The organism is Candidatus Kuenenia sp. (assembly GCF_039794105.1).
In the GTDB taxonomy this organism is placed as follows: domain Bacteria; phylum Planctomycetota; class Brocadiia; order Brocadiales; family Brocadiaceae; genus Kuenenia.
On record NZ_JBDIWA010000036.1, the window covers coordinates 16,917 to 35,968 of the forward strand.

General features: G+C 42.2%; 16 protein-coding genes. 15 read left to right on the forward strand and 1 reads right to left on the reverse strand.

Going from position 1 to position 19,052, the window contains the following annotated elements; genetic code table 11:
• Window positions 1–11 precede the first annotated feature (11 nt).
• A complete protein-coding gene (locus tag ABJL82_RS13945; protein ID WP_347275306.1) occupies window positions 12–2,666 on the reverse strand; it encodes an ATP-binding protein in 2,655 nt (884 codons plus the stop codon).
• A gap of 1,430 nt (window positions 2,667–4,096) precedes the next feature.
• Here ABJL82_RS13945 and ABJL82_RS13950 point away from each other — a divergent pair.
• From ABJL82_RS13950 to ABJL82_RS14020, 15 genes are all read left to right on the forward strand, one after another.
• Window positions 4,097–4,639, forward strand: coding sequence for a sigma-70 family RNA polymerase sigma factor (locus tag ABJL82_RS13950; RefSeq protein WP_347275307.1), 543 nt, complete (start codon window positions 4,097–4,099; stop codon window positions 4,637–4,639).
• A gap of 3 nt (window positions 4,640–4,642) precedes the next feature.
• Window positions 4,643–5,512 (forward strand): zf-HC2 domain-containing protein, encoded by an 870-nt coding sequence (locus ABJL82_RS13955; protein WP_347275308.1) that lies wholly within the window; start codon window positions 4,643–4,645, stop codon window positions 5,510–5,512.
• Between the two features lie 152 nt (window positions 5,513–5,664).
• Window positions 5,665–6,009, forward strand: coding sequence for a hypothetical protein (locus tag ABJL82_RS13960; protein ID WP_347275309.1), 345 nt, complete (start codon window positions 5,665–5,667; stop codon window positions 6,007–6,009).
• A gap of 159 nt (window positions 6,010–6,168) precedes the next feature.
• Entirely contained in the window at window positions 6,169–6,792 is a 624-nt protein-coding gene (locus ABJL82_RS13965; RefSeq protein WP_347275310.1) for a gluconate 2-dehydrogenase subunit 3 family protein, read from the forward strand.
• A complete protein-coding gene (locus ABJL82_RS13970; protein WP_347275311.1) occupies window positions 6,789–8,474 on the forward strand; it encodes a GMC family oxidoreductase in 1,686 nt (561 codons plus the stop codon). Before ABJL82_RS13965 ends, ABJL82_RS13970 begins: the two co-directional genes overlap by 4 nt.
• Window positions 8,475–8,502: 28 nt before the next feature.
• Window positions 8,503–10,527: a glycoside hydrolase family 15 protein gene (locus ABJL82_RS13975; RefSeq protein ID WP_347275312.1), complete on the forward strand. Its 2,025-nt coding sequence runs from the start codon at window positions 8,503–8,505 to the stop codon at window positions 10,525–10,527.
• Window positions 10,528–10,876: 349 nt separating this feature from the next.
• On the forward strand, window positions 10,877–11,554 hold the full coding sequence (locus ABJL82_RS13980) for a TVP38/TMEM64 family protein (RefSeq protein ID WP_347275313.1): 678 nt from the start codon (window positions 10,877–10,879) through the stop codon (window positions 11,552–11,554).
• Complete coding sequence (locus ABJL82_RS13985; protein WP_347275315.1) at window positions 11,551–12,969, forward strand: FAD-dependent oxidoreductase; 1,419 nt, start codon at window positions 11,551–11,553, stop codon at window positions 12,967–12,969. The genes ABJL82_RS13980 and ABJL82_RS13985 overlap by 4 nt, the downstream gene beginning before the upstream one ends.
• 248 nt (window positions 12,970–13,217) lie before the next feature.
• Window positions 13,218–13,643, forward strand: coding sequence for a carboxypeptidase-like regulatory domain-containing protein (locus ABJL82_RS13990; RefSeq protein ID WP_347275316.1), 426 nt, complete (start codon window positions 13,218–13,220; stop codon window positions 13,641–13,643).
• Window positions 13,644–13,826: 183 nt separating this feature from the next.
• Window positions 13,827–14,027, forward strand: a complete 201-nt coding sequence (locus tag ABJL82_RS13995) for a hypothetical protein (RefSeq protein WP_347275317.1) — start codon at window positions 13,827–13,829, stop codon at window positions 14,025–14,027.
• Between the two features lie 16 nt (window positions 14,028–14,043).
• Window positions 14,044–15,873 carry a protein-disulfide reductase DsbD gene (gene dsbD, locus ABJL82_RS14000; protein WP_347275318.1) on the forward strand — a complete coding sequence of 610 codons (1,830 nt, stop codon included), beginning with the start codon at window positions 14,044–14,046 and terminating at the stop codon, window positions 15,871–15,873.
• Between the two features lies 1 nt (window position 15,874).
• Window positions 15,875–16,093 carry a GDCCVxC domain-containing (seleno)protein gene (locus tag ABJL82_RS14005; RefSeq protein WP_347275319.1) on the forward strand — a complete coding sequence of 73 codons (219 nt, stop codon included), beginning with the start codon at window positions 15,875–15,877 and terminating at the stop codon, window positions 16,091–16,093.
• Window positions 16,080–16,934: a DUF547 domain-containing protein gene (locus tag ABJL82_RS14010; RefSeq protein ID WP_347275320.1), complete on the forward strand. Its 855-nt coding sequence runs from the start codon at window positions 16,080–16,082 to the stop codon at window positions 16,932–16,934. Before ABJL82_RS14005 ends, ABJL82_RS14010 begins: the two co-directional genes overlap by 14 nt.
• A gap of 210 nt (window positions 16,935–17,144) precedes the next feature.
• A complete protein-coding gene (locus ABJL82_RS14015) occupies window positions 17,145–17,684 on the forward strand; it encodes a peroxidase-related enzyme (RefSeq protein WP_347275321.1) in 540 nt (179 codons plus the stop codon).
• Entirely contained in the window at window positions 17,684–18,805 is a 1,122-nt protein-coding gene (locus ABJL82_RS14020) for an inorganic phosphate transporter (RefSeq protein WP_347275322.1), read from the forward strand. The genes ABJL82_RS14015 and ABJL82_RS14020 overlap by 1 nt, the downstream gene beginning before the upstream one ends.
• Window positions 18,806–19,052: the final 247 nt, after the last annotated feature.

The window sequence follows — 19,052 nt, forward strand, 5'->3', positions numbered from 1 at the left end:
AAAAAATCTGCCTATAGTATTCGCAGTTCACCATGCACCGTATTATCAAATATACTCCATACAGAAGATAATACCTCTTCCAGTTCGTAAGGGCTTGTTATAACGAAGTCAAATGCTAATAGTTGCCCGTCCTTGTATTTTTCTCTAACATCAGGAATCCCGGCGATGATGCCAATCTTTGGTTTCTTTTCCACTGTTTCTATAAACTTTATGATATCCCACACAGAGACGTCAGGTAACCCGATATCACAGAGAATAAGGTCAAAGCATTCTTTTGATAACAAATCGATAGCCTTGCCTCCTTCATTCACATACCGAACAATATATCCATTATCAGAAAGATGGTTTTCCAGAATTTTGCCAATAGCCAATTCATCTTCTACCAAAAGGATACGATACTTACTCTTTCTTTTTTTACCGGCGTCGTCATTCGATGAAGGCTGTGGCGGCAACTCTTCTGCAGTTGCAGGGAATTTCAGGGTAAAAGTACTGCCTTTCCCAGGCTGGCTCTGCACATCTATTGTTCCCCCATGCCGTTTGACAATACCATACACAACGCTCATTCCCAGTCCCATCCCCTTTTTTTTAGTGGTAAAAAAAGGGTCAAACATCTTTGCCTTTACTTCATCGGTCATGCCTGTTCCGGTATCGGCGATACGGAGAAAAACATAGCCTTCTTTTTCCCATGTGGAAAGTGAAATAGTTCCTCCCCCAGGCATTGCATCCAGTGCATTCAGGAAAATATTTAATACTACCTCCCTCAATTCTGAGGAATTGCCCTTTATATTCGACACGTTCTTAAGGCCGTTAGTATTCAATTCATATTTTAAGCTTTCACCTTCGGCAATGTTCTTCCACAATGGCTTGGTAAAAACTATTATATTATCGACTAAGGCGTTTATACTAACCGGGATCATTTTTTTGGAATCGACTGACGTGCTGGTAAACTCTTTCATTCTGCGAACGACTTCAGCGCCGTCCATGCATGATTTGCGAATCACAGAAAGTGTTTGCTGCAATTTTATCCTGTCTTTGTTTTCTCTTATCAATAGTTGAATATTTGCGTCAATGACCGCGAGGATGTTATTTAATTCATGCGCAATGCCGGTAGCCATCACACCCAAACCTTGCAGTTTTTGCGACAGAAGAAGCTCTTCTTCCATCTTCTTTAAATCGGTTATATCGGTAGAAATACTTCCCATTGCATACATAATGCCGTCAGCATTGAATATGGGAAATTTGACGGAAATAAAGGTGTGTTGCCCATCATCGGAGTCCACTTGTATTTTATATTGTACCGGTTGTTTCGTTTCAAAAACCCTTTTATCGTGTACTGCAATTTCATCTGCTGCTTTCCTGGGAAGGATATCATGAACGGTCTTTCCGACAACTTCCTCTGTTTTTTTATGGATAAAGTTTTCATACTCTTTATTAATCAGGAGGTAGCGCCCGTCCATGTCAATTATTGATATGAGGGCAGTGGTGTTGTTGATAATTGAACGATATTTTAGCTCGCTTTTAACCAGTTCAGACAAGGTATGGTTGCTATACTGTATTTCCCTCTCTATGGTATCTGCCATACTATTGAAACTGTTTGCAAGCTCTCCTAATTCGTCATTTCTGCGCAGAGAAATCCTTCCTTTAAAATCCCCCGCAGAAAACGACTTTGTAGCGGCCTTTAATTTTTGAATAGGTCTTGAAATTGATGCGGCTAATAGCGTCCCTGCGCAGGATACAAACAAACAACCCGAAACGCCTAAAATCAAAGATGCGATTCCCAGCCTTTTTAAAGAAGAAAATAACTCTGCCCTATCGATTTCAGCCAGTAATATCCACTGATAATCAGGAATATCAATCGAAACCCCAACAACCTGTATTCCCCTGTAATCTGTATAAATACCCGTCATCTCCTGCGATGATTCCAGTATTTTACGTACCGGTTCGGTATCCACTTTCTGCCGTAATGGCGCATCTTTAACAAATCGTGATTCAGTAATCATAACCTTGTCTTTGTTTACAAGATACACCTCCCCCGTATCTCCCAGATGCCTGTAATCTGCGAAGATTTCATTTATCGCAGATACATCATAGCAGGCAATAAGATATCCTAAAGATTCTTTCTGAGGAATTCCAAGATGATGTATGGGAGATATTATATGAAAACCTTTCATCCCGCACAAAGAGCAGAAATGGAGAGGACAAAGTTGTGTCTTTTTATGTGTAAAATCCTGGTTAGTAAAAAAACGTTCTTCCGTGTAAATATTTCTTCCGGCCATTTTTTCATCTGTTGATACAATAACGTTATATTCAGTATCTATTATATAAATACCTAACATGTGCGTATCTATGGGCAATTTGGAGGTTTTTAAGTAATTATTTAATGATTGTATGATAGTGCTGCGGTATTTCCCATGCGTTATTTTTTCGAGGCTTTCTCTTATATATCCGTCGCTGCAGAAATCAATGGTCCTGTTTTCTTTCAAAGCAATGCACGAGAGTAAATAATTTTTTTTTGCTTGTGCAATTGCTGTGAATCTGTTTATTTCACGGTCACAGATTTCCGTTCTGAGATACAGATAACACAGCGTTGTAATGAGGGCTATTGGTATGAGTGCAGCGCAAAGCCCGAATAGCAATATTTTCCCTTTTATGTTAAATGATTTCATTTATTTTTTTATCCCTTCTGCAAAAAAACCAGAGGGGATTTTCAGCTTGATTCCAGTAGATACCAGATCTTGTTGTTTACTTACATAATCGATCACCACGAATATCTCCTCCCTTTACTGGTTCAATGCTATATGTTCTATCATTGTTGGCGGGCAATCTTCCATATCAATCATATACTATATATTGTATCTGATTAGTCAAGCGGCTACCTCATAAATTAGGTTGGTTTTTTAAAAACCAACGGCATTCATTTTACCCACCCCCTACCCCTCCCAAGAGGGGAATTTGATTAGTCCCCTCTTGGGAGGGGATTAAGGGGTGGGTGTTTGTTCATTGTTTAACTAAAAAGTAACTATTTCAGCGTGATCTATTAAACTACTGAAGCACAACTCGTACCCAAACTCCTGTTTGGGTACGTAATAGCACTGAAAACTACATGCGCGGGAGTTGATGTTAAATTAACATTTTTGTAACAATTTAGTTTTTTGAAAACATATTGCAGTTTAGCTTTGGGTGGCACGGACAAACTTCGTTTGTCCGTGCCACCCATGTTGAGCAAAAATATGTATATCAATTTTAAAAAATTTAAAGTGTTACCAATATTCAATGTTCAATATAAAATAATAGAGGCAAATGAGCAACAATTTGAGAATTGAACATTGAACATCTTTACCGGTTCTCGGAACGTGAGAAAGAGCTTTTTGCTTTTTCAAAAGACTAAAGTGTTACAACATTTTTGAATTGCGCATCTGCTGGGTACGGCAGGAAAAGGGGGGACAAAAAGCCGTGTCTTAAAATGTCATTGCAAGCGGCAAAGAAGCACTTTTTCTCTGACAATACATGAAAACGTGGGTTCGATTCATTAGTTTCTCCTTTGCACTTACGTGATAATAGGTTTTCTACTCAGATTTCAAAGTCATGTATTACGGAAAAAAATAAAAAAACCCCGATAGTTTTCTGCAAAACATACACGTTATTTGAAGAAGGCAACGGTTGTGTGCACACAGAACACGTTTTTTTAATATCGGCAGATAAAGGCATTTGTTTAATAATTATCACATGAAAAATGGTAGATTTAAACAGTCCTCAGTCGGCAGTCGGCAAATTGCTTTTAAACTGTTTTAAGGGAAGTGCTGCGTATACTAAAAGCTAAATTGTTACGAATTTTTTATTTTGTGGGAATATATCCCGATTCTTATTTGTCATAACATTACGTTTGCCATCGGGGAAAAGATTCAGATTTATAGAATGTATTGAGAAATAACAGGCTCCCCGTATTTTTCTCTTATGTGCTATCCTTATAATCTGTTATGGAATAATTTGGAAATCTGCGGTTTTCTTATCTCTCTTAAGACCCGGCGTATTTAAGATAAATAATCGGCAATGATTTTTAATATCAGCATCTTTTTCATTTTACTTATAACAAAACGTGAACCAAAAAGACTCCCTTCTTATTCACTTAGATGCTCTATACAGGTCGGCATTGTATCTCGTTAAAAACGAACATAATGCATATGATCTGCTTCAGGAAACCTATTTAAAGGCATTCAAATCTCTCCGAAATGGCGAAATAATTGATAATGAAAGGGCATGGTTGTTTAAAATATTAATGAATACCTTCATCAATCAATATCGGAAAAGTAAAACAGAACCTTCTTTGGTTGATTTTGACAGCATTGAGTCCTTTCATGAATCAATAAAAGAAGAGGTATTAACTCCCTCAAATACAGAGAATGAGGCAGAGTTTGATGGATTGCTCGACTCAGATGTGAAAAAAGCGCTGGAGGAATTACCTGATGATTTTCGACTGGTTGTCTTACTTTCGATAGTAGAGGGCTTTTCCTACAAGGAGATTTCCAAAATGCTTAACTGCCCAATCGGGACAGTAATGTCCAGAATATATAGAGGACGAAAGTTGTTAAGGGAAAAATTAACAGGTTACGCAAAAAAGCACGGTTACGAAAGAGAATAAGAAATGAATTGTACAGATGTAAGAAAATATTTTTATGCCTTTCTCGACAACGAACTCGATGTGGAAAGGAATATCAAGGTGCTGGCACATGTTAATATGTGCCATGCATGCGGCCTGAAAATAGAAAGGGAAAGGCTGCTTCAGGAAAGAGTGAAAGAAACTGTTTGTAAGACAAAAGTCCCTGCATACCTTGAGCAAAAAATTTTTAGTAGTGCAGAAAGCAGGCCAAAGTTTTTTGCTCAATTTATAAAGAATTTCCTGTTGAGAGGCAGATTCGCATTGGTCTCTGGCATAGCAACAGCAATAGTTCTTATTGCTTGTTTTTTTGTAATACAAAATAAGCTGAAGAAAGATAATATTTTTCACCTCACGGAGTCAAAATATCACGACTATATAATGAAGCAGTTTGTTCCGGACATACGTTTACAGAATGCCGGAGAAATTATAGGACGCCTTCAAAATCGAACCGGCCTAAGTGTAATCCTGCCTGGCATTGAAGAAAATATGCAGGTACAGCATGCAAAAGCGATTGAGGAGTACTTCCAAAAACAAGCTGGTTTAACGGTAACGCTCCCTTTTATGAAGGGAAATGTGCAGCTAGTGGGTGCATCTTTGACTAATATTAACGGCAAAAATGTACCCCTGGTTTTTTACATGCTTGATGATACCCCAATTACGTTGGCTATAGTTTGTAATTCCGAAATCACTTTTAAAAAAATGAAAGAGGTCGTAGCCGATAAGATGGTGGTATATACAGGCACCGGTTTTTGCGGCTCCTGCCAAATTGTTGGATGGAAAGAGACTGGCGCTCAGTACGTTATGGTATCGATGTTAAACAGTGAAAAAATGATAAAAGCGCTTACAAAGGTATAAAAACAAACCATGAACGGTAAGAAATTTTCAATATTTAAGATGCGGCTCTAATTCTATATCGTTAACCTTTTTTTACTCGATATTGGAGGTATCGGGATTTTAAAATTACTGTTTGTTTATATTTTATTTAGTTTGTAAAGAAAGGATGTATCATGATTATCAAAAAGAAGACTCTGCTTTCTGTGACACTCGGTGTGGCATTTTTTATTGCATCTGCGTTAGTCACCGTTGTATCTGCTGAGGCCAATCCATTCGCGCCCAGTGATGCAACCACCTTCAAAACCGATATGGAGAAAAAAACAGAGGGAAAATGCGGTGAAGGGAAATGTGGCGGTGATGAGAAAAAGAAAGAAGGGAAGTGCGGTGAGGGTAAATGCGGCGGTGATGAAAAAAAGAAGGAAGGAAAATGTGGAGGCGACGAGGATAAAAAAGAAGGAAAATGCGGTGAGGGCAAATGTGGAGGTGATGAGAAAAAGAAAGAAGGGAAGTGCAGTTAATTAAAATAAACCGATGACGAATAAAGGGGGCTTACGTGGAGGAACCGCAATTCCTTTGCGTAAGCCCTTTTTAGGCGTTCCTTCGCTGTAAGCTGATGTCTCGAATGTTTATTACATTTTGATTTACATGGAAAAAGGTATACTTATGAAGGTTGATCTATGCGCATAAAAAAACACAATGAAAAATGCTTACTGCGAGGAAAACGTGATGTATTTCCTCGCAGTAAGCATGGGCATGAGAGCATCGGCAGGCGCACATTTCTTTCGGGCACTGCCGGTTTTATCGCCACACTGCTTTTGTCTCCGGTGATAGCACGGACTGTTAAAAGCCACACCTCTGCTTTGACAGAAGACCCGTGGCAGACCCTGTCCGTTGTGCAAGACCATCTCTTTCCTTCGGAAGCAGATGCTCCGGGGGCAAAGGAAATCAATGCGATTTCGTATTTGCGCAATATGCTCGCAGATCCGGTGACGGATACTGATGAGAAGGAATTTATACTGAATGGCGTCAAGTGGCTGAATGAACTGGCGATTGAAAGGCACGAAGCCGTTTTTGCAGATTTGCCGCATTTGCAACAATCGACTTTGCTGCAACAAATTTCAAAAACCACCGCCGGCAGAAATTGGATTTCCAAGCTACTTTCTTATCTGCTAGAAGCCTTGTTAAGCGATCCTGTGTACGGAGGAAACCCGGACGGCATAGGATGGAAGTGGCTTGAACATCGGCCGGGTTATCCACGGCCGCCGATGAATAAACGTTATTATGACCTGCTAAAAATATGAATACAGATTTTGACGTGTGTATAGTAGGAAGCGGCGCCGGCGCAGGCCCCGTGGCGCTCACCCTTGCAGAATCGGGTTATTCGGTGGTTGTCCTTGAAAAAGGCCCCTGGTTTAAGGAAGAGGACTTTTATAAGGATGAGCTTGCCAGTCGCAGACGCGATGTTTACACCCCGAATCTGCAAGATGAACAGCATGTAATTGAAGAACCGGATGGACTGGGCGGATGGGACAGCGAGCCAACCTCTGTTTCCGGATGGAATTTCTGGAGGGGCTGTTGCGTTGGTGGTTCTTCAAATTTTATGAGCGGTTTTTTTTTTCGGCTGAAACCCGAAGACTTTCGCTTGCTTTCAACCTTCGGCCCGATAGATGGCGCTAATCTTGTCGATTGGCCCATCTCCTACGAAGACCTTGAACCGTATTATACGAAGGTGGAATCGGTTGTCGGCATATCGGGCAGTGTCATGCCGCATCCACATCTTGAACCGCGTTCTACCGGCAATTTCCCTTACCCGCCTACGTTGGAACACCCCATTTCCGGATTGTTTGATACTGCCTGCCGCAAACTCGGATTACACCCATTACCGACTCCGCGTGCAATTCTATCCAACAGTGCCATGAGACGGCAAAGCTGCGGCTATTCGGGGTGGTGCGGCAGTTACGGCTGTTCAACCGGCGCTAAAGGCAGCTCCCGGGCGGCGTTATTAAATCCTGCCCTTGAAACCGGCCGTTGTGAAATCAGGCCGCATGCCAAGGTATATAAACTTACGACCAATGCTCAGGGCAAGGTGATTGCGGCAGAGTATTATGACAGAGATGGCAAGCAACAACAAGTTGATGCAAAAATATTTGTTGTCGCATGCCAGGCAATCGAAACCGCGCGTTTATTGCTGTGTTCCACAGGAACATGCCATAAAAACGGCCTGGCAAACAATACCGGGCAGGTGGGCAAAAATCTTATTTTTTCAGCGGGTGGCACGGGAGGGGGAGACCTTATCTATAAAAAACTGGGCAGGACAATTACAGAGTCATTGAAATTCCAGGGACTGTTCCTCAACCGCAATTTGCAGGACTGGTATTTTATCGATAATCCTGTATGGGGAAGGAGGCAAAAGGGTGGAACCATTGATTTTCTGCTGGAACACCCCGGTCCAATTGCAAAGGCGATAGACCTGAAATGGGATGACCACGGCAACCTGCTCTGGGGGAAACCTTTAAAACAGGCATTAAAAAAACACTTTACCGAAATGCGCGAGTTTAAATATGAAATCTTTTGCGACTGGCTGCCTACGGATAACTGCTTTGTCTCTCTTGATACGAAAGTGAAGGACAAGTGGGGAACGCCGGTAGCCAGGGTAAGAGTTGGTTATCACCCGCACGACATCAGGATAGGCGACTATCTGGCGAAAAAGGCAACATATCTCATGAGGACAATGGGCGTAAGAAACGTATATTCTAACATAAGCGGTTCGCCGCCGCCAAACCTTGCGGCAGGCGGCTGCCGGTTTGGAAATGATCCGAAAAATTCCGTGCTTGACCCTGATTGCCGTGCCCATGATGTTGAAAATCTTTTCGTTACTGATGGAAGTTTTATGCCAACAGGGGGGAGCATTCCTTATACATGGACAATTTATGCAAACGCCTTCCGTGTCGCAGACAAAATTGTGAAACAACTTGGCGGATAATTGAACGTTTTATGATGAAGGAGGCCGTATGCCCAGAGATATCCCGGTAGGAAACGGTTCAATGTTGGTTACATTTGATTCCGAGTATCAGATACGTGATATTTATTATCCGTATGTTAGCAGTGAGAATCATACAATTGGCCATCCGTGCAGAATGGGTATTTGGGTGGATGGACATTATAGCTGGGTGGACAGCGAGTGGCAAAAAACGCTGACGTATAAAACGGATACACTCATTACTGATGTGAAGGCAAAAAATGACCGGCTGAAAATAGAACTTCAGATGTACGACACGGTCGACTTCCACCTGAACATATTTGTAAAGGAAATCATCATCAGGAATCTTGATGAGAAAGATCGTGAGATCAGATTGTTTTTCTATCATGATTTTCATATTTATGGCAATGAGATCGGAGACACAGCATATTATGACCCGGATACCATGTCAATTATTCATTATAAATCCCAGCGTTATTTTTTAGTTAATTGTTGTGACCCATCCAAGTGCGGAGTAGACCATTTTGCCACCGGTGATAAGGAGGTGCACGGTGCGGAAGGTACGTGGAGAGATGCGGAGGACGGTCTATTGAGCGGCAATCCCATTGCACAGGGGTCAGTGGACTCCACAATCGGCATTAACCTCCATATAAAGACACACGGGGAAAATTTAGCCCATTACTGGATTGCCGCAGGCAGGAAATATAGCGAGGTGGTAGCGCTCAACAGGATTATCTGGGAAAAAACACCGGAAGAACTCTTTCGGCGTACTGGGAACTATTGGAAATTATGGGTAAATAAAGAATCTCTGCAGTTTTACGACCTTCCCGACAGGCTGGTGTCTTTTTTTAAGCGGAGCTTGTTGATCATGAGGACACAGATTGATAACAATGGCGCGATTATTGCAGCAAATGATTCTGATATTACCCAGTTCGGGAAAGACACCTATTCCTACATGTGGCCTCGCGACGGCGCCCTCGTTGCATACGCGCTTATACAATCGGGATACAGTGATGTATCAAAACGTTTTTTTCAATTTTGCGCGGATGTTATTTCTCCGGAAGGCTATTTGCTACACAAATATAATCCTGATCAATCTTTTGCCAGTTCATGGCATCCGTGGTTCAAAGACCGGAAAAAGAGCCTTCCGATACAGGAAGACGGCATTGCGCTGGTAATCTGGGCATTATGGCATCATTACTATAAATTCAGAGATATTGAGTTTGTGAAGCCCCTGTACCGGCATTTAATCATGAATGCTGCAGAATTTATGGTGAAATTCAGAGATGAAGAAACGGGATTGCCTCTTGCCTCGTATGATTTATGGGAAGAGAGATATGGGGTGCATACATTTACCGTATCAGCAGTGATCGCGGGACTACGGGCAGCGGGAAATTTTGCCTGCGCCTTCGGAGAAGAAGAAACCGGTAGCCGGTATTATGAAATTGCAGATAAAATCAAGGACGCCCTTATTGCGAATTTTTATAATAAAACGGAAGGGCGTTTTGCGAGGATGGGAACAAGGAACGCAAATGGGTATAATTTGGATATGACTATAGATGCAAGTCTTTACGGGCTTATTGCATTTGAGACACTCGCCCCTGGCCAACCAATGGCCGTGTCAACAATGGAGGCTGTTAAGAAGAGTCTCAGGGTAAACACTTCTGTCGGCGGCATAGCGCGATATTCCAATGATTATTATCATCAGATAAGCGACGGCCGAGAAGATATTCCGGGGAATCCGTGGTTTATCTGCACCATGTGGATGACGGAATACGATATCATGCTGGCCGAAAATGCTGATGAATTGAATAAGGCATTGTCCGGTCTGGAATGGGTTGTGGACAAGGCGCTGAAATCCGGAGTCCTGGCGGAACAGGTAAATCCCTTTACCAACGAACCTGTCTCGGTATCCCCATTAACATGGAGTCATGCGGCGTTTGTTACTACCTTACTAAAATACATGGAGAAGAAAGAACGGCTGTTAACCTGTAAGTCATGCGGCCATTCTCATTATTATATGCACCGTCATGCACAAAAACCCTGTAATGCATAAACAGATAAACAGATTGCATGGAAATTTTCATTTTTGTAACATTTTAGTTTTTTGAAAAAGATATTCACGTGTGCCTGTTATATAACAGGAATAGAACATTTTCCTTGTAGTGGCAAGGCGTGCCTTGCCACACTACAGAGAAGTACAATCATATGATTTTCAAATTAGAATCCGAAAATCAAATTGAGAGAACAAGTTGGAATATTAAAATTGTTATGGCAAGGCACGCCTTGCCACTACAAATCATACCCCTTATAGGCAGATTTTGTTTCAAAAAACTAAAGTGTTACATCATTTTTTATGCGGTGTGGTAAAACTCCTGATAACCTTTCGATAAGAGGATGAAAGCATGAAATATACAAAATTTTTCATTATCGCCGCGATTGTTGGCTTGTTCGTCGTGTTCTATCTGCTGGGCTTCAATAAATATCTTTCATTGGAAGCCCTGCAGGCAAACAGAGAGGCGTTGAATACCATTTACCACGAGCATCGGGTGGCCTTTACAGGCGCCTTTATGTTGATTTATATCATTTCGGCAGCCATTTCCTTGCCAGGAGCAACCATTCTTACATTAACGGGAGGGTTCATTTTCGGCCCCCTTCTTGGTTCGGGTATTGTAATTGTATCCGCAACAATTGGCGCTTCTCTGGCTTTTCTCGTTGCCCGGTTTATCTTAAGAAATACCCTGGAAAAGAAATATGAACGTAATCTGAAAAAATTTAACGAAGGCATTGCAAAAAATGCCTGGAGCTATCTCCTGTTTTTAAGGCTGGTTCCGCTTTTCCCCTTTTTCCTGATTAATATCGTCATGGGACTCACCCGCGTGCCATTACGGACATTTGCCCTGGTAAGTTTCATCGGCATGTATCCCGGCACTTTTGTTTATACCCTGGCAGGCGGCCAGCTTGCAACCATCCATTCTGTAAAGGATATCGCGTCTCCCAAGCTGATAGGCGCTTTCACCCTCCTGGGGTGCTTTGCTTTAATACCGTCTATTTACAAAAAGTTAAAGGGAGCAAAAAAATGAGATATGATTATCATATTATTGTTATCGGCGCAGGGAGCGGTGGATTGGTCGTCGCCTCCGGAGCGGCAAGCCTGGGCGCCAGAGTAGCATTAATCGAAGCGGAAAAAATGGGAGGCGATTGCCTGAATGCCGGTTGTGTACCCAGTAAGACATTTTTAAAGAGCGCCCATATAGCTAAGGCAATTCGGGATGCATCAATGTACGGCTTAACCGCAAATTTGAAGAAGGTAGATCTTGCCGCAGTCATGGACAGGGTTAACAAGGTAATCCGTGAGATAGAGCCACACGATTCCAGAGAGCGTTACGAAGGGCTTGGAGTAGATGTTATCTTAGGCTTCGGCGAAATTCAGGATAGGCACACGGTAAAAATTGGGAGAGAAACAATAACAGGGAAATATATTGTCATTGCCACGGGTTCCGAACCGGCTGTTCCTCCAATTCCAGGATTGAATGAAGTGGATTATCAGACGAATCGAACCATCTTTCATCTAAAAGAACTGCCCGGACATTTAATCGTATTAGGCAGCGGGCCTATCGGTATTGAACTGGGTCAGGGATTTCGCCATCTGGGTTCTCAGGTAACGATTATTAACCGCAGTCCGGGCTTATTCAAAAAAGATGACCCCGAAGTAGGGCCTTTGATGGAGAAACAACTGAAAGATGACGGTATTGAGCTTCTTTTGGGGATTGCATACCGGAGGGTCAGGCAGGATATCGATGGAATATCTGTAGAAATAGAACAGGAAGGCAAGAGTCGGGTAATTACCGGGGATCAGCTCCTGGTAGCTGCCGGACGGCTACCGGCAACGAAGAATCTGGGGCTTGATAAGGTTGGGGTCAGAGTAGACGAAAAGGGATATATCGTCACCAACAGGAAACTGAAGACCTCCGTAAAAAATATCTATGCCTGCGGAGATGTAACTGGTCATTATCAGTTCACTCACATGGCTGGTTATCAGGCAGGGACTATCATTCGCAATATAATATTCAGACTTGGCGCAAAAGCAGATTATTCGACAGTTCCCTGGACTACCTATACAAAGCCGGAAGTGGCTCATGTGGGATATACGGAACCTATGGCAAGGGAAGCCGGTATATATAACAGTTCGCTGAAGGTAGCCCTGAGTGCGATAGACCGGGCAAAGGCAGAAGATGACCGTGTAGGTTTTTTAAAGCTGAACCTTGGCAAAAAAGGGCGTATCATTGGAGCTACGCTTGTCGGTGAAAAGGCAGGGGAAATGATCCCTGCTATAACAATCGCCATTAAGCAGAAACTGACTGCCGGTTTTTTCATGCACATGATCTTCTCGTATCCTACCGAATCGGAAATCCTCAAATCGGCCTCCCTGGAGGCAGCGAAACAGTCATTGAAGCCCTGGATGAAGAAGGTGATTCGGGCAGTGTTGTTACGTTAATAATTTTAAAAATCCTGGCGGGTGGATTTTTTACTTTATGGGAATAAATTATGGTTTTTATTTGTCATTAATGTCATAGAAAGAATTAGAGATACGAAAGAGGCATTTGTTTAGAATTTTAAATTATTTTGTCATTAGAATTTGTTTCGGATTTCACAGTTACCGGATTTCACCAGTAAATATTTTGCCAAAAAGTGCAAAGAAATTACAGATAAGGTACTATGGGATTTTTTATAGGAGAGAGTAACATGTTTAAAAACATTGCGTTATCTTTATGCTTTATAATGGCTAGTGGATATGGATTTTCGTACAACACGGTAAACGCCCAAACTCCTACCCCTACGTTAGTGCCTACACCTACACTGAAAGGTAGTGCTTCCGGTACAGTAACAGCTAAAAAATCCGGCAAACCAATTAAGCGTGCAAAAGTTTCTTTGAAAAGCAAGAAACTGAATTTTAAGGAAAAAACCACCACTGATAACGACGGTAAATATGTATTTTCTGATTTAAGCGCTGGCAATTATACCCTGAAGGCGAAGAAGCAAGGCTTTAAGAATGCAAAAAAGAAATTTGAACTTGCAGAAGGTGAAAATGAGGTGACCGACATTCAATTGAAAAAAGAAACGAGCGATGAAGGCAATGGTGACGATGGCGATGATGGTGGTGGATACTAAGGGACTTGGAATTTTCTATTATACCGTTTAACTACAATCTGCCATTCCGAACGAAATAAGGTATCTTAGGATTCCGCACTTTGGCAGAAATGACATTGGGTTGCAAACCCGCCGGGGGAATTCAAATGAAAATAAATCTTGCGTTATTTTTCGTTATTGCTCTATTTCTGGTTGGGTGTGGTAATGCTCAAAAATATGATAGGCCTTCCGATCAAGGACCCTATTATCCGGAGCACCATTACTCTCCTTACTACCACAGACCTTACTACTATCATTATTCTCCCTATTACTATAGGCATCATCATTACCGGCGGAGCTGCAGTACACTTACGAACACTATTTGCAATCATACCGCAGCTATTTATTCACGTTTATAAACTATAACAAGGATGAATATACCATGAAAACAGTTCCCCTTATCAAAAGATGCTCTGCTATTGCCTTTATTTTAATCATATTTCCGCTTATAGCCTTCGGAGAAACCTCTCCGTTTAAATCAGGCGCGACACTTTTAAAAGAACATGTTCCAGCGGGTGAGCTTATACCTGTTACAATTACCTTTACAATTGCTCCAAACCACCATATTTACAAGGACCAGGTTAAGATAGAAAGCGGAGACACCACCAGATTCGCTGTAGTTTCCACAGAACTTCCTCCAGGGGAAATGCGATACGATCAATTCCTGGAGAAAGAAGTAGAAGACTACGTAGGAGAAGTACTGGTAAAATCATTCCTTCAAGTATCAAAGGATTTACCGGCCGGTTCATATAATGTGCCACTCAAGGTACATTATCAGGGATGTTCCGATAAAGTCTGTTTTGCCCCAACGATGGAGGAGTTTACCTTACCAGTACAGGTGGAGTTGGCAAAATCGGGCGTTTCTAAAACAGAGGAGGAAAAAATCCCGGCCGTTTCAAAACCTGTGGAAAAAGCGGAAGCCACTGGTATCCAAAAGACTATCGAGAGCCGTGGAATTTTTGTTTCACTAATTATTATTTTCCTGGCAGGCGTGGGACTGAGTTTTACCCCGTGCGTGTACCCTATGATACCCATTACCGTTGCTGTAATTGGTGGACAAGCTTCCGGAGACCAGACGTCGGCCAGAAGCCCTTTAAAGGCATTTTTCCTTTCACTGATTTATGTCCTGGGCATATCCATTGTATACTCGGCTATGGGGGTGGCTGCGGCTTCTACCGGGGCATTGTTTGGTACGGCCTTGCAGAGTCCATGGGTCATAGGGTTTGTGGTGGCAGTTTTTGTCGCGCTTGCCATGAGCATGTTTGGGGTATATTACTTGCGGGTTCCGTCCTTTATCTCAGACCGGCTTGGAACAAAAACCGGAAAGGGTATTATTGGCGTTTTTATTATGGGGTTAGTTTCCGGGATTGTTGCCTCGCCATGTATCGGCCCGGCCCTGGCAAGTTTGCTTGTTTACATTGCCAGTACGGGGAATAAATTCATGGGGTTTTGGATGTTGTTTGTATTTGCCTGGGGATTGGGAGTGCTTTTGATTGTGTTGGGCACCTTTTCGGGCGCTATAAGGGCCCTCCCGAAATCGGGAGGATGGATGGAAACGGTGGAGAGAATCTTCGGTCTCCTTTTAATCGGAGCCGCACTCTATTACCTGAGTTTTATCATCTCGGAAAGCGCCTTCATCATCATTATGAGCGTATTCTTGATTGTTACTGCGGTATTTTCCGGCGGTTTTGACCTGCTGACTCATGAAAGTACTAATTTTCAACGGGCCAAGAGATCCTTCGGACTTATAGCCTTTATCTTTGGGGCTTACTTTCTTGTGGGCCATCTCATGATCAGTGGATTCATTCTGCCGCCGTTCGCGGCCTCAACTCCCGGCCAGCCCGTAGTTGCTCAGGAGAAGATCGATTGGGTATTGAGCGAGGAAGAAGGACTTAAACAGGCAAGGGACGAGGGTAAAGCGGCAATGATTGATTTCTGGGCGTCGTGGTGCGCAGCCTGTATGGAGTTTGAAAAGCTTACGTATACTGATCCGGAAGTTATCAGGGAATCAAAGAGATTTGTGAATATTAAGATTGATTGTACCAATAGTAACGATCCAAAGATTAAACAACTTTGGGATAAGTATGGGATTGTTGGCTTGCCCACCATCGTATTTGTAGGCAGGGATGGAAATGCACTCAGGGATAAAACTATTACCGGTTTTGTCAATCCCAGGGAATTTCTTAAAGTCATAAAAAATTTGGAGCAATAAAATGAAGCTGAAGAAAAAAATAATTTTACAATCTGTAATTACCTGCCCGGATTGTGGACATCAGAAAGAAGAAACAATGCCTACTGATGCGTGTCAATATTTTTATGAATGTGAAAATTGTAAATCAAGACTAAGGCCCAAAAAAGGGCATTGTTGCGTATTCTGTTCATATGGAACTATCCCATGTCCATCAATGCAGAAAAATAATGGGAGGGAATGAGTATTATCTCCGCCACAATCGAACTTACTTCAGCGGCATGGTGTGTCACTCTGTGGTGAAATCTTACGGAAAGGAGTATAAAATGAAGTTTCGCATATTGATTCTTGTGATGATAATAGTTAATGGAATGTCGTTCATTGTTTTTGCCTCTGAAAATGATGATCCGGACTACGTCTTTGATGGTATTTTGAGTAGTTATGTCTCACAGGATGGTTTGGTTTCTTATAAAGAATTAAAGGAAGATAAGGGTTTTATGAAATACATTGCATATCTTTCCAGTAAAGACCCTGGTACACTGCCAACGGACAAGCACCGTATGGCCTTCTGGATAAACGCGTATAATGCGTTTGTTCTACAGGGAGTATTGGAAGAATATCCTATCAAAAGCGTCCTTGACGCAGGATGGTTACCGCACAGTTTTTTTAAACGAAAAAAGTTTAAGACAAAACACGGGACAATTACCCTGAAGGAACTGGAAGATGAAAAACTCAGGGAGGCTTTCCGGGAACCCAGGGTACATTTTGCCATTAATTGCGCATCGATGAGCTGCCCAAAATTATTACCAGAGGCATACAGGGCGGAAAAACTGGAGCAACAACTGGAGGCTCAGGCAATATCCTTTTTAAATGACAAAAGCAAAAATTATCTGGATAGAGAAAAGGGCATTCTGTATCTCTCGTCCATCTTTAAATGGTATGAGGGAGATTTTCTTCAAAATGGGGAAAAGATGGAAGCGTATATTGCAAGATATTTAAATCCGGACGATGCAGAATTTATCAGGAACAACAAAGTTACCATAAAATATCTCGATTACAATTGGGGTTTAAACGAACAAAAATAGTGAAATAGAAGAAGGATTTAAAATCGGTACTCGATACTTGACGCACATTAAAAACATAAATTCAACATATTTTAGTCCAATTAAGGGGAATCGTACAAGATTTAATTTCCGGGACATAAATCTAACAGGATTAAAAATACAGGGTTTATACTAAAGGATATATGAAGCAGTCTGACACATTATAAAGAGAAAATTACATGGAGGTGAATGATGGCAAGACTTTCGTTTATAGGGAGAGAACAAGTCCTGAAGCATGATTTTGAAGCGCAGAAGATATTTACTGAAATTGAGGATGCTTTTGGCATGGTTCCAAATTTATTTAAGACCTACTCGCATTTTCCACCGTTATTGAAAGCCAACTGGAACAAGGTAAAGGCGGTAATGATGCAAGGGAGTTTGAGCAGGAAAACAAAGGAAGCTATTGCCCTTCTGGTTTCAATGGATAATGGCTGTGCATATTGTGTGGCTGCTCACACGGCTGCTCTCAAATCCATCGGTGTGACGGAAAAAGAAATTAACATAATTGAGAACGAGATCGAAAAATCAATGTTTACGGAAAAGGAACGCTCGCTGATAGCATTTGTCAGAAAGGCTAATAAAGACCCCAACAAGATAACCGATGAAGAATTTGAAGAGCTAAGGAAGAGAGGCGCTACTGACTCGGAAATTGTTGAGGCGCTTGGTGTAATGGAACTCTTTACGTCATTTAATAAGTTTCTTGATTCCCTGAAAGTGGAGATTGATTTCTGATGACAATCTTAATAATCCTTTTTCTTGCTACGTGTTTTCTCTCATATTCAAATGGAGCTAATGACAACTTTAAAGGAGTTGCTACTCTCTTTGGCAGTAGAACCACAAATTATAAATTTGCAATCTGGTGGGCGACTATTGCAACATTTGCAGGTTCTCTGGCTTCTATATTCGTTGCATACGGACTTGTGAAGACCTTTTCCGGTAAAGGCTTGGTTCCCCAAACTATCTCCTCTGCTCCTGAATTCCTCACAGCAGTGGCGATTGGCGCTGCCATTACCGTTATGGTTGCAACGATTACAGGGTTTCCAATCTCAACCACTCATAGCCTGACAGGCGCCCTGGTCGGCGCTGGTTTTGTAGCCGTAGGTACGCAGGTTAATTTTGCCGTTCTGGGCAGCGCCTTTTTCCTGCCGCTTTTACTTAGCCCTGTTATTGCGACTGCTCTTGGCGGTATTCTTTATATTATCTTCCGGGATATGCGCATCCGCTCCAGCATAACTAAGGAATGGTGCCTTTGTGTTGGTGAACAGAGAAAAGCGATTCCATCATGTACGCCCGCTCCTGCTCTGAGCGTAAAATACGGTAATACTATCAGCGCTGCAATTGACACAGAAGAAAACTGTCAGGAAATTTACCATGGACGTTTTCTGGGCATAAATAGCCAGAAATTGCTGGATACTTTGCATTTCTTCTCTGCCGGGGTTGTCAGCTTTGCGCGGGGTCTTAATGATACGCCAAAGATTGTAGCGCTCTTATTATTGGTTAAAGGTTTGTCAATACACTGGGGCATGCTGGCTATTGCTGCCGGAATGGCTGCCGGAGGGCTTTTGAATGCCGGAAAAGTGGCTGAAACCATGAGTAATAAAATCACAAAATTAAACCACGGTCAGGGCTTTACAGCAAACCTTGCCACCAGTATTCTTGTAATATTTGCCACTAAGCTTGGGATGCCGGTATCCACAACACACGTATCCGTAGGCGCTCTTTTTGGCATAGGGTTAATTACAAGGCGTGCTAACATTCGCAAAGCGCTGGAAATACTTTTATCGTGGTTCATAACCTTGCCTGTTGCCGCAGTATTTAGCGGCGGCGCGTATTGGATATTAGGAAACAGGTAACAGTTCGCCCCTTCCGGATCGTCCCAGTATTTGAAAAGGACACACCCCTGGCCCCTCTCAAGCAGGGGAATACAAAAAGTCCCCTCTTGGGAGGGGATTAAGGGGTGGGTGAACTCATTCGCGGGTTCAGGTTTGCAACCCAATGTCATTAAGTTAAGAAAAGCATCGCAAAAAAACGATATATCATCTTGATTAACAATAAGTTAGGTGGTATAATCAATGCCGAGTTAAACGTAATTTACCAGCA

Excerpts from the sequence above, each read along its gene's own strand:
- ABJL82_RS13945 (WP_347275306.1), bottom strand. The coding sequence starts at position 2,666 with ATGAAATCATTTAACATAAAAGGGAAAATATTGCTATTCGGGCTTTGC.
- ABJL82_RS13955 (WP_347275308.1), top strand. The coding sequence starts at position 4,643 with ATGAATTGTACAGATGTAAGAAAATATTTTTATGCCTTTCTCGACAAC.
- ABJL82_RS13960 (WP_347275309.1), top strand. The coding sequence starts at position 5,665 with ATGATTATCAAAAAGAAGACTCTGCTTTCTGTGACACTCGGTGTGGCA.
- ABJL82_RS13965 (WP_347275310.1), top strand. The coding sequence starts at position 6,169 with ATGCGCATAAAAAAACACAATGAAAAATGCTTACTGCGAGGAAAACGT.
- ABJL82_RS13970 (WP_347275311.1), top strand. The coding sequence starts at position 6,789 with ATGAATACAGATTTTGACGTGTGTATAGTAGGAAGCGGCGCCGGCGCA.
- ABJL82_RS13975 (WP_347275312.1), top strand. The coding sequence starts at position 8,503 with ATGCCCAGAGATATCCCGGTAGGAAACGGTTCAATGTTGGTTACATTT.
- ABJL82_RS13980 (WP_347275313.1), top strand. The coding sequence starts at position 10,877 with ATGAAATATACAAAATTTTTCATTATCGCCGCGATTGTTGGCTTGTTC.
- ABJL82_RS13985 (WP_347275315.1), top strand. The coding sequence starts at position 11,551 with ATGAGATATGATTATCATATTATTGTTATCGGCGCAGGGAGCGGTGGA.
- ABJL82_RS13990 (WP_347275316.1), top strand. The coding sequence starts at position 13,218 with ATGTTTAAAAACATTGCGTTATCTTTATGCTTTATAATGGCTAGTGGA.
- ABJL82_RS13995 (WP_347275317.1), top strand. The coding sequence starts at position 13,827 with ATGCTCAAAAATATGATAGGCCTTCCGATCAAGGACCCTATTATCCGG.
- dsbD (WP_347275318.1), top strand. The coding sequence starts at position 14,044 with ATGAAAACAGTTCCCCTTATCAAAAGATGCTCTGCTATTGCCTTTATT.
- ABJL82_RS14005 (WP_347275319.1), top strand. The coding sequence starts at position 15,875 with ATGAAGCTGAAGAAAAAAATAATTTTACAATCTGTAATTACCTGCCCG.
- ABJL82_RS14010 (WP_347275320.1), top strand. The coding sequence starts at position 16,080 with ATGGGAGGGAATGAGTATTATCTCCGCCACAATCGAACTTACTTCAGC.
- ABJL82_RS14015 (WP_347275321.1), top strand. The coding sequence starts at position 17,145 with ATGGCAAGACTTTCGTTTATAGGGAGAGAACAAGTCCTGAAGCATGAT.
- ABJL82_RS14020 (WP_347275322.1), top strand. The coding sequence starts at position 17,684 with ATGACAATCTTAATAATCCTTTTTCTTGCTACGTGTTTTCTCTCATAT.